Here is a 9,826-nt window from a genome sequence, read left to right as displayed (position 1 = left end):
CATCATTAGAAATTACTTCAGCTAAATTATCATTATCAGTAGTATTAGAAAAGTTCTCATTCCCAGGAGTTTTTCTATCCGTAAACTCACCTGATAAAAACGACCCTCCCCCCGAAGCAATCTCACCATAATTAGAAATTGCTTCAGCTAAATTATCATTATCAATATTAATATTATCCTCTTGTTTATTCCGCCTCGCAATGACAGATTCTGAAAAAGATTGACTTAAAAAATGATAAGTTTCCTCAATATTAATCGCTGCAATATAATAAGCTAATAAAACAATCTCATTCGCGTGTAACTCATAACCAAACTTCCGTGGTAAATCTTCCTTTTTAATCAACCCACTTTGCAACAACCTCACAATAAAAGTACCCGTACCAGTAAACGGATCTAAAATATGTACACCCTCATCAGTTAACCCCAAACCAAACTCTTTTTTCAAAGCAAAATCAGCACTTTTAATAATAAAATCAACCACCTCCACCGGAGTATAAACAATACCTAATCTTTCTGCCAAACGAGGAAAAGCAGTACGGAAAAATTTATCATATAACTCAGTAATTACCTTCTGTTTACCCTCCGCATTATCAATAGCACTAGCACGTTCCCTCACACTGTCATAAAACTTTTCTAAACCCCTAACCTCCTTCTCCAAATATTCACCTTCCAATACATCCAACATTTTTTGCATTGTCTGAGAAACCGGATTAAACTTAGTAAACTCATACCCTTCAAACAAAGCATCAAAAACAGGTTTAGTAATTAAATGTTGAGACAACATTTCAATCGCTTCATCCTCAGTTACATTAGGATTAATATTTTGATGTAACCCTCCTAAAAAATCATCAAAAACCTGTTTTATAGATGAATTTCCATTCGCCCCTACTAATAAACCCTTAATTCTAGAAATATGATTTTCAGCAATTTTCGCCACATCTTTTGCCCAATCTTCCCAATAACGACGATTACCACATTTAACAACAATCTTTGCATAAATAGCATCTCGCCATTCCTCCACAGAAAAATTTAAGTTTAATTCCAATTGTTGATACGAACCATCTACATTTTTACCCCCATAATTATCCTTTTCCTTACCACCAACTCCCACAATACTAACTTGTTCAGGACGTCTTTTATTCAAATCAATTTTATTAACAGTATTATTAAACCGATCATCATGTGCCCGTAAAGCCTGTAAAACTTGCCAAATAACCTTATATTTTTGATTATCTTTCAATGCCACATCAGGAGAAATATCTGCCGGAATACCCACAGGCAAAATAATATAACCATACTGTTTCCCCTCAGCTTTCCGCATCACCCTCCCCACAGACTGAACCACATCCACCACAGAATTTCGAGGAGTAAGAAACATCACCGCATCCAACGCTGGAACATCAACCCCTTCAGATAAACACCGCGCATTAGACAAAATTCGACAGATATTTTCTTGAGTATTAGTGTCAGCTTTTAACCATTCTAATTTGCCATTTCTTGCCAAAGAATTTTGTGTACCATCAACATGATCTAATTCACATTGTAAAAATTCCTCATCATCAGGATTTAACTGTTGATATTGCTGAATAATATCACCAAATAATTTCACAATTTTCTGTGAATCTTTAATACTACGAGAAAAAGCAACCGCCCGTTTCATCGGATAATTATCTTCTATTTCCTCCCCAGTTACATCCTTAAGTAAACGTTTTGATAAACCATTCCAACAGCCAACAATTTTTACCGCATCATCCAAATTTTACTCATTATTTGTATCAGCCAACTGTTGTTGAAAAGTAGCACTAACAAACTTTTCATCAACCGCCAAAACCATCACCTTATAATCAGTCAATAAACCAGTGCTAACCGCTTCACCAAAACCTAAACGATGAAATTCTTGACCGTAAATATCTGCATCATCCATCGAACATAAAAAAGCATCATTTTCCGTTGCTTGCTTCTTAGTATCATCGCTATAAATTTTAGGAGTTGCTGTCATGTAAAGTCGTTTTTTAGCCTTAATAAAATCTTGATTATGAAACTTCACAAAATAAGATTAATCAGTTCCAGCAACAGTTACTCCCGTAGTTCTATGTGCCTCATCACAGATAATTAAATCCAATTCTGGCAAACCAACTTTTTGAGCTTCAGATATTGCTTGAATAGATTGATAAGTCGAAAAAATAATAGTTAATAACCCCCCTAAATCCTCCTTTGAAAGGGAAAATTTTAATCCCCCTAAATCCTCCTTTGAAAGGGGGAGTTTAAATTCATCCCCATTTTTCAAAGGAACTTTTTCTGCCTCTTCCTTCCCATTTTTCAAAGGAACTTTTTCTGTCTCTTCCTTCCCATTTTTTAAAGACACTTTTTCTGCCTCTTCCTTCCCATTTTTCAAAGGAACTTTTTCTCTTTCTTTCTCCCCCTTTTTCAAAGACAGTTTTTCTGCTTCTTTTTTCCCTTTTTTCAAAGACAGTTTTTCTCTTTCTTCCTCCCCTCTTTCAAAGGGTAGTTTGTGGGGATTAAAACTATAATAAGATTCAACAATATCTTGAGCATTAGTTGTAGGAGGAAAAGCCAAATCATTAACAGTAATATCAGCACGATCATCAGTTTGAGACTTCCTCTTACTTTTCCCCACATTAGTATCAGAACAAACCGCAATACTATGAAAATCAATCTCACTTTCTGCAGTCCATTCCCTTAAAGTTTGAGAAAGTAAAGAAATAGAAGGAACCAAAAATAAAATCAGATTATTCTCTTTAGGAAACCGTTCAGCAATTTTCAAAGAAGTAAAAGTTTTACCAGTACCACAAGCCATAATTAACTTCCCTCTATCCGCAGTTTCAAAACCAGTAATAACCTTTTCAATAGCTATTTCTTGATGTGGTCTGATTTGTTTTTTAGGTTTAAGCTCTAAATAATCAGGATTATTGAGATTATATTTATCCCAATCAATAGAACTATTTGCTAAATCATAAATAGTAACCCGAACAACAGGAATTTGTTGATTTTTTAAAGCAGCCTCCGCATTTTTACTCCACTTATTAGTAGTAGAAATAATCATCCGTTTTTTTAATAAATTCGTTCCTGAAGCGGTAAAAAACGAATCTATATCTGACTTTTCTAAAGTACGTTCTAAATCATAACATTTACATTGAATCGCACAATAATCCCCAGTATCCCGTACTAATCCTACCAAATCAATACCAGTATCAGGCATATTTCCCCGTTTCGGAAAATCCATCCATAACCAAACTTCGCTAAAATACTGTTGATAAGTAGTATCCTTTTTGAGATAATTTAACATTAATCTTTCAAATCTTTCCCCTAATTCACGCTCAGAACGGGAAATTTTTCTATACTGCTCTAATATTTCAAATATTGAGGAGTTAGACTTGGAATTACTCATATCTACACCAGTGCAGCTTTTGATTCTAAACCCTACCATTTTAATCTTCTTTCCTGGAGCAAAGCCGATATTTAGCAAACTTTTTAAGATTTGCGATAAAATTGTTTTATAAACAAAAAATACAGATTAATCTCTAGTCCCATTTTTAACAAAGAGACATCTTTGCTAATAACTGAGAACTGATTTATCTAAAGCCTACCTAATTTTTATGTTCAATTTGACTTAAAAAAATGCTGAATAATTACACTTATATTTATTTACATGGATTTGCATCTAGCCCCAGGTCTAACAAAGCAATATATTTGCGCGATCGCTTCGCTGAAGTTAACATTAACCTCAATGTTGTTGACTTAAATCAAGATAATTTTTTTAACCTAACTCTTAGTAGACAAATACATCAAATTGAGTCAGTAATTAAAAATAAATCTACACCAATAATATTAATTGGTTCTAGCTTTGGTGGTTTAACATCTACTTTTTTAGCAGAAAGAAACCGAAATATAAAAGCAATAGTTTTACTAGCACCAGCATTTAATTTTTTATCTCATTTGCGCAAAAGTTTGGGAGAAAAAAAATTACAAAAATGGCAGGAAAGAGGCAATTACTGGATATACCATTATGGAGAAAAAAATTACTCCCTATTGAGCTACAATTTTATAATAGATTTGATGAAATATCAGAAAAAAAAATTACAACGTAATTTACCAACTTTAATTTTTCATGGTGTACATGATGGTACAATTCCTATTCAAGCTAGCCGAGAATTTGCGACTAAACGTCCTTGGGTAGAATTAATAGAACTTGATAGTGACCATACTTTAGGGAATGTTCTGGAAACAGTTTGGGAAGAAATTAATCAATTTTTTCAGTAACACCAATTTCCAAGCATTAATGCTCTACTTCGGTAAGCATTAAGCCAAGATATATTATCTCTTTTAAAGCTACTCCCTACTCCCTACTCCCTATAATAATTAAGATAAGCTTATAAATGCTCTGAGAATCAAACAATAGTAACTATTATAAAAAGAATATATCAGTAATGAAATAATAGAGAACTATGCAAACTTTAGCTGTTGATATTGGTGGCAGTGGGATTAAAGTAATAGCCTTAAATGAATTAGGAGAAGCAACCACAGAACGTAGTCGTGTAGAAACACCAAACCCGGCAAAACCAGCACCAATATTAACAGAAATTGTATCTTTAGCAGCAAAACAAGGAGAATTTGACAGAGTATCCGTAGGTTTTCCTGGCGTAGTTATGGGTGGCATTATTAAAACAGCAGTAAATTTAGATTCTAACTGGGTAGAGTTTGATTTGGCAAAAGTTCTATCAGAAAGGTTAGGAAAACCCGTGCGAGTTGCGAATGATGCTGATATTCAGGGATTAGGAACAATTCAAGGTAAAGGAGTAGAATTGGTACTAACCTTGGGTACTGGTTTTGGTTCAGCATTATTCGTAGAAGGGAAATTAGTACCGAATTTGGAAATGGGTCATCATCCATTTCGCAAAGGTGAAACTTATGAGGAACAACTAGGAAGAGCAGCATTAGATGACGCTGGTAAAAAAAAGTGGAATGAACGGTTAGGAAAGGCGATCGCTACTCTAGAAAATCTATTTAATTGTGATTATATTTATCTAGGTGGAGGGAATACCAAAAAAATTACATTTGATTTACCATCAAATGTCAAAATAGTGCCGAATGTGAATGGTTTATTAGGTGGTATTGCTTTGTGGCGAGATTAATTAGGGTTTGCTGAAAAAGTCTTTTTTCGGGAGTAGGAGAGCGGGGGAGTAGGGGAGTAGGAGAGTAATTTTTTTGCCCAACTATCCGCCAAAAATGCTAACTTTTTGAGCATGAACCCCTGAGAACCAGGTACTTTTTAAATCCCTAAAAAGCCTCATAAAATCTTTATCGGTAAATGCTTTGAAATTTAATCATCAGAGCAATAATTATAGTATAAAAAACATTTATAAATCTAAGATTTATCATTTCTGACTGTTACTATAGTCAGTAACAAAAATTTAGTAGAGTAGGTAATGAATGAATAGTAACCTCTATCTTTAAACGTAAGCATTCAGCTATTAGCTCTTTAATGAATCAAGCAATTATTCCTTTAATTTATAGCACATTTTCAAGCCATAAATTGAAATACAAAAACAACTATTTTAAGTTGTCAACCCCATATAATAATTGTGTTGTGGGAAATGTAGACTTGTTTCAGAAGCTAATAGCTGTTTAGCTAGGGCACAACGCGCGTTAACGCGGAGCGACATGGAAAGCGGAGCATTCCCTATACGAAAAAGCGCAGCTCTGACCCAGGAGGCTAGCTGACTGCTGTTTGCGGAGCATTCCGTCAGGAAATGCTTACCTTTAAACCTACCCCTACTCTACATATTAATATTATTGTTCTTAGTCAACTAGCAAAAAATAAAGCTTTAAATCTAGGCTGACTAATTACCTATTTATACCAAAATATTACAACATTAAATTGGGATAATTATCATCCCAAGTTAAATATTTATTTATCTTTAATTATTCATGCAACGAATGGAGAGACTTATCAAGTTCCATTCTTTGTTTAGCTTGATTTAAAAAGTAACCACTCATCATTGCAGAAGCAAGAAGTTGACCAAGGTTTTCTTTGCTAGTTGTTATTGCCATAGAAAAATGTTCCGGTGGTAAATGTCCCAACATTCCTCTTAAATTTTGTTCCATAATTTGAGCTACTTCTGGATCTGGTTTAGAAAGTTGAGCGACAGTTTCTGGATTCATAGATTGAACATATTGCCATAGTAAATTACTACTATTTGATTGGTCGCCAAAAGGTTCAGAAGGATTACCGGAAAGATTATTCATAATATTTACCTCGGATAAGTAGAGTTATTTAACATTAGTTATATATTAACAAGATATTTTCTAGCTACTCCAGTCAGTGCAACCGAACTTTCAGAGACGGACTTTTCGACAAACTGTTATAAGGAAATTTCTAATTTTACTTTGTACTAAAGATATAAAAAAGTTGGTACTCCCTTGATAATTTTGACTTCTTGTGGAAGTACGGAATAGTTAAATAATTAATAATTAATAATTACCTTTCCTTAAAATGGATAGGATTGACCAAAATGATTTTTTTCTTCTCTTGCTTGATTGAATATGGCGCACTTCGGAGTGGCTCTGTAATACCATTTATCAAAAACCTTGCTATATTTGATTAGGTGGGGAAGTGTGGGGAGTGTGGGAGGTGGGGGGAAGGGACGTTGCATAAGGGCGTCCGTACAAAGAAGAATAATGAACATTAAATGACTAATAATTAGGTAATAATTTATTTTAGCTGTGTTAATTACTTGATAACTGAAGTGTCACTCAAGTATAGCATTAATGCATGGGAATTGGTATAAGAACGACAAACCTCGTCATCCCATCCTACGGACAGGTTCACTGACCGCTTTTTCTACTTAAAAGGAGACCCTTGAGACCCTAATTATTCGGTCATAGGAAAAAACCCAAATTTGCTACTTTTAAAGGAACAGTATTTTCTCATCTACTTGATTTTTTTCAGAAAATTATTACTTGTACACTGCTACGAAAAAGTAAAGTTGAATCTGCTGTAAATACTGAAATTGAGTCAGCTATTACTTTTGACTTTTGACTTTTGACTTTTGACTTCCCCATAGCACTGTAGACTGGGTATGTAGAGATGGAAAAAATCCCATGAAAAAATCATCTAAAGCTAAAGGTCGCCTGGTGTGGAATCATTCAACCCATATCGACGGGTTAATCCCAATTTTAGAGAAACTAACCCAACACCAGGGTATTGAAACTGTTACTCCGGGAGTTATCAGTAGGTCTAGAAGTCACATTCCCCAGATGAAGCTCAAAGTATCAGTACCTATTAGGGGTGGTTTTAAACTTATTGCTAGACAAGGAAAAACAGTACAAGAAGTATTTATGTTAACCAGTTTAGCTCAAGAAGATTTAGAAGAGGCGATCGCTCAAGTCTTAGCTAAATAAATATACTTCCTGTCCTATTTTTCGTAGATGTATTTGGAAAAGCTTATTCATAAAAGCCTGCACTTTCCCAACATAAGTGTAGGCTTTTATATTTTTTCTGACAACTGCTATACCTTGGAGGATTAAATTTTGACCTATATCTTAATTCAACTTCCCTAATTTCACTTTTAAACCATCACGAGGATGAGGTGTAGGTACTGCAACTAAACTTAAGTCTTGTTTTGGTAAAAGTTCCCATTTATAATTCCGCAACAACATTACTGCAAAAATTTTCATCTCTAAGCGAGCAAACTCTTTACCCAAACATTCCCGCATTCCACCACCAAAGGGAATATAACCAAATACTTTTTGTTTATCTACAGAATTTTCTGGTGCAAAACGTTCAGGGTCAAAATTTTTATAGTCTGGGTAGAGAGTCTCATCTTGATGAGTCTTACCAATTTGATACTGAACTAACCAACCTTTAGGGGTTTTTAGACACGACGCATTTTCAAGTGATACAGGCTTTTTTGCAGCGCTAATCTATCACAAATCTATTGTTAGACCTATTTTTGTTGTGTGTGGCATTAAAAAATAGCTTTTTTGCAAGAGTTGGTTTTTCTATCAAACTTCTACATACTTGATTTAAACAAAAAAAGTTGTCTAGAGTGTCTAGAGTTAGAAAGTAATTAACCAAAAGTATTGATATATATATATATTAGCTATTATTATTTTGTCTAGACTTGCGTCTAGAGTTTGTCTAGAATAGACACAATCTGTCTAGAGTTTTTTTTGAGAAGTAAAAAGCTACTACCTAGATATAGTTTTGGCCATTAGTCAGTTTTTAGTTTTTGCAAACTGAGATAGAGTTGACTTGAAAAAGATTGAGGCCAGTCAGAGAAATCTAACTAGCCTCATTTTTTGGTTGGATTGTGAAAGATTTTTCGCAGTTCAATTTAAGGAAAAGATTTACTTTGCTTTCGTGGAAGGTTTAAACCTTCAATGGCGACCTAACTACACCTAAACAGACCTGGATTGCCAAAAATACCAACCTAATCACCTAGTTTTAATGGCGGTCTAAAAAAAAGGGCTATTACCATCTAGTGGAAAGGGTTTCGGACTCCTCCACCTTATCTGTTTTATGTATATAAATAGGGGGAGGTGTCTCTTACTGAATACGTTGCTCTATCTGAGTTTGGGGATTCCCATCTCTTAAAGCTAGCTTTTGGTATGAGCGATCGCTCCTACTCAGTTTCTACCAACTCCAATTCATCACGGTAAAAAGCTTTCTCTTCACCATCAAAGCTGACTTTGACTTGATTACCTGGTAGTTCTGTTACTAGCTCCCCTACCTTGCCCTTATATGTTTTGTGGTGCTTTCTTGGTTTGACTACTTTGACTTGCTTAGGGACGTGGTGGCCGTTAGTTTCAGGTTGAAGGATGTTAACTAGATAGTTCAACTTTTCCATCAACTCATCTAACCTGTCTAGTTTGCCTAGTTTCTCTGACCTGTCTAAATCCAAAACCTCTACATCCAATATTTCTCCTGTGGCCTCCCAGTAAGCTACATCTTTTTCCATAAATAAGGTCAGTCGCTTTGACATAGATGTACCTGCTACGGCCACAAGCTGCTTGAATTTATTTCTTAGTTCTCTATCTTCTTCTCCTAGAAAAATCCTTACTGAAGGAGAATTAGGACCTATAGTCATCCTGCCACACTACTTGTATATATTGTCATTCTTACTTCCATACTTGCACAAACTTGTTCAATATGTCACTTAACCTGTCAGTAGTGCTAGTTGAACTGTAGATTGTACTAATTGTTTCTAGATTGTGTTGCTTGTGTTGTAACTTGTGCTATAATGAACCCATAAGCAAAAGAGAGAAAGTAGGAGACGAGGCCAGTGAGCCATCTAAGCACCGCAGCAAGTACCTCGACCGACTTATAAAGCAGTCCATCAAGTATTTTTCTTGTTTAGCTGTAGCGAAGTTTAGGATGCAACCCTGATGTAGCCGTACTTTTGGCAGTAAACCATGCAGGCTCTCTCGCAACTTCCCCCTACAGTCCCCAAGAAAACTTATAAAAACAGTTCATCTAAGCCCAAAACCTTAGAAAAACTATCACATTAACACTGTGAAAATCCCAACCAAAAACCTAGCCTGGTACGAAAAAATAGACCTAACAAACAAGCTAATAGCTGGTCTAATTCCTGAAGGATATGACGGATATGAAGGTGATGGACAAGTGCCAGAAATACTCTGGTTAACCGATAACCTACTAAACCTAACACCAGAGCAAAGGATAAAAACAGCAATCAAATTGCTAAAACAAATCCAAAAATCTCACTTTACTAAACTGACTAAATCAGTTTAATTTTTACCCTTAGCAGTTTACCTGGTAATCGTAAATCCAGTGAAACTAGAT

General features: G+C 34.9%; 10 protein-coding genes. 4 read left to right on the top strand and 6 right to left on the bottom strand.

Going from position 1 to position 9,826, the window contains the following annotated elements; translation table 11 throughout:
- From ACP6PK_RS15645 to ACP6PK_RS15635, 3 genes are all read right to left on the bottom strand, one after another.
- Window positions 1–1,756 (bottom strand): helicase-related protein (locus ACP6PK_RS15645; protein WP_426560622.1); only part of this gene is annotated, 1,756 nt, incomplete at its 3' end.
- Window positions 1,757–1,759: 3 nt separating this feature from the next.
- Window positions 1,760–2,047 carry a hypothetical protein gene (locus ACP6PK_RS15640; protein ID WP_426560620.1) on the bottom strand — a complete coding sequence of 96 codons (288 nt, stop codon included), beginning with the start codon at window positions 2,045–2,047 and terminating at the stop codon, window positions 1,760–1,762.
- Between the two features lie 9 nt (window positions 2,048–2,056).
- Window positions 2,057–3,487 carry a restriction endonuclease gene (locus ACP6PK_RS15635; protein WP_426560618.1) on the bottom strand — a complete coding sequence of 477 codons (1,431 nt, stop codon included), beginning with the start codon at window positions 3,485–3,487 and terminating at the stop codon, window positions 2,057–2,059.
- 152 nt (window positions 3,488–3,639) lie between these two features.
- On the opposite strand from ACP6PK_RS15635, the gene ACP6PK_RS15630 reads away from it, so the two are divergent.
- Both ACP6PK_RS15630 and ACP6PK_RS15625 read left to right on the top strand, forming a co-directional pair.
- Window positions 3,640–4,281, top strand: a complete 642-nt coding sequence (locus ACP6PK_RS15630; protein ID WP_426560616.1) for a YqiA/YcfP family alpha/beta fold hydrolase — start codon at window positions 3,640–3,642, stop codon at window positions 4,279–4,281.
- Between the two features lie 185 nt (window positions 4,282–4,466).
- Window positions 4,467–5,153 carry an ROK family protein gene (locus tag ACP6PK_RS15625; RefSeq protein ID WP_426560614.1) on the top strand — a complete coding sequence of 229 codons (687 nt, stop codon included), beginning with the start codon at window positions 4,467–4,469 and terminating at the stop codon, window positions 5,151–5,153.
- 790 nt (window positions 5,154–5,943) lie between these two features.
- On the opposite strand, the gene ACP6PK_RS15620 is transcribed toward ACP6PK_RS15625, so the two are convergent.
- Complete coding sequence (locus ACP6PK_RS15620; RefSeq protein WP_426560612.1) at window positions 5,944–6,267, bottom strand: DUF760 domain-containing protein; 324 nt, start codon at window positions 6,265–6,267, stop codon at window positions 5,944–5,946.
- 855 nt (window positions 6,268–7,122) lie between these two features.
- Between ACP6PK_RS15620 and ACP6PK_RS15615 the strand changes: the two genes are divergently transcribed.
- On the top strand, window positions 7,123–7,422 hold the full coding sequence (locus ACP6PK_RS15615; RefSeq protein WP_210407702.1) for a DUF2103 domain-containing protein: 300 nt from the start codon (window positions 7,123–7,125) through the stop codon (window positions 7,420–7,422).
- 141 nt (window positions 7,423–7,563) lie between these two features.
- Here the strand turns inward: ACP6PK_RS15615 and ACP6PK_RS15610 are convergent, their stop codons facing one another.
- Both ACP6PK_RS15610 and ACP6PK_RS15605 read right to left on the bottom strand, forming a co-directional pair.
- The gene (locus ACP6PK_RS15610; protein ID WP_426560644.1) at window positions 7,564–7,944 is read right to left on the bottom strand and encodes a cytochrome P450; all 381 of its coding nucleotides are present in this window, start codon (window positions 7,942–7,944) and stop codon (window positions 7,564–7,566) included.
- Window positions 7,945–8,645: 701 nt separating this feature from the next.
- The gene (locus ACP6PK_RS15605) at window positions 8,646–9,110 is read right to left on the bottom strand and encodes a hypothetical protein (protein WP_426560610.1); all 465 of its coding nucleotides are present in this window, start codon (window positions 9,108–9,110) and stop codon (window positions 8,646–8,648) included.
- A 425-nt stretch (window positions 9,111–9,535) separates the two neighbouring features.
- On the opposite strand from ACP6PK_RS15605, the gene ACP6PK_RS15600 reads away from it, so the two are divergent.
- Window positions 9,536–9,775 (top strand): hypothetical protein, encoded by a 240-nt coding sequence (locus ACP6PK_RS15600; protein ID WP_426560608.1) that lies wholly within the window; start codon window positions 9,536–9,538, stop codon window positions 9,773–9,775.
- Window positions 9,776–9,826: the final 51 nt, after the last annotated feature.

The sequence above is a fragment of the Dapis hubbardiae BLCC-M172 genome, assembly GCF_050016015.1.
Classification (GTDB): domain Bacteria; phylum Cyanobacteriota; class Cyanobacteriia; order Cyanobacteriales; family Microcoleaceae; genus Trichodesmium.
Note: the sequence above shows the minus strand (reverse complement) of the source record. Positions and strands in the feature narration are given on the sequence as shown.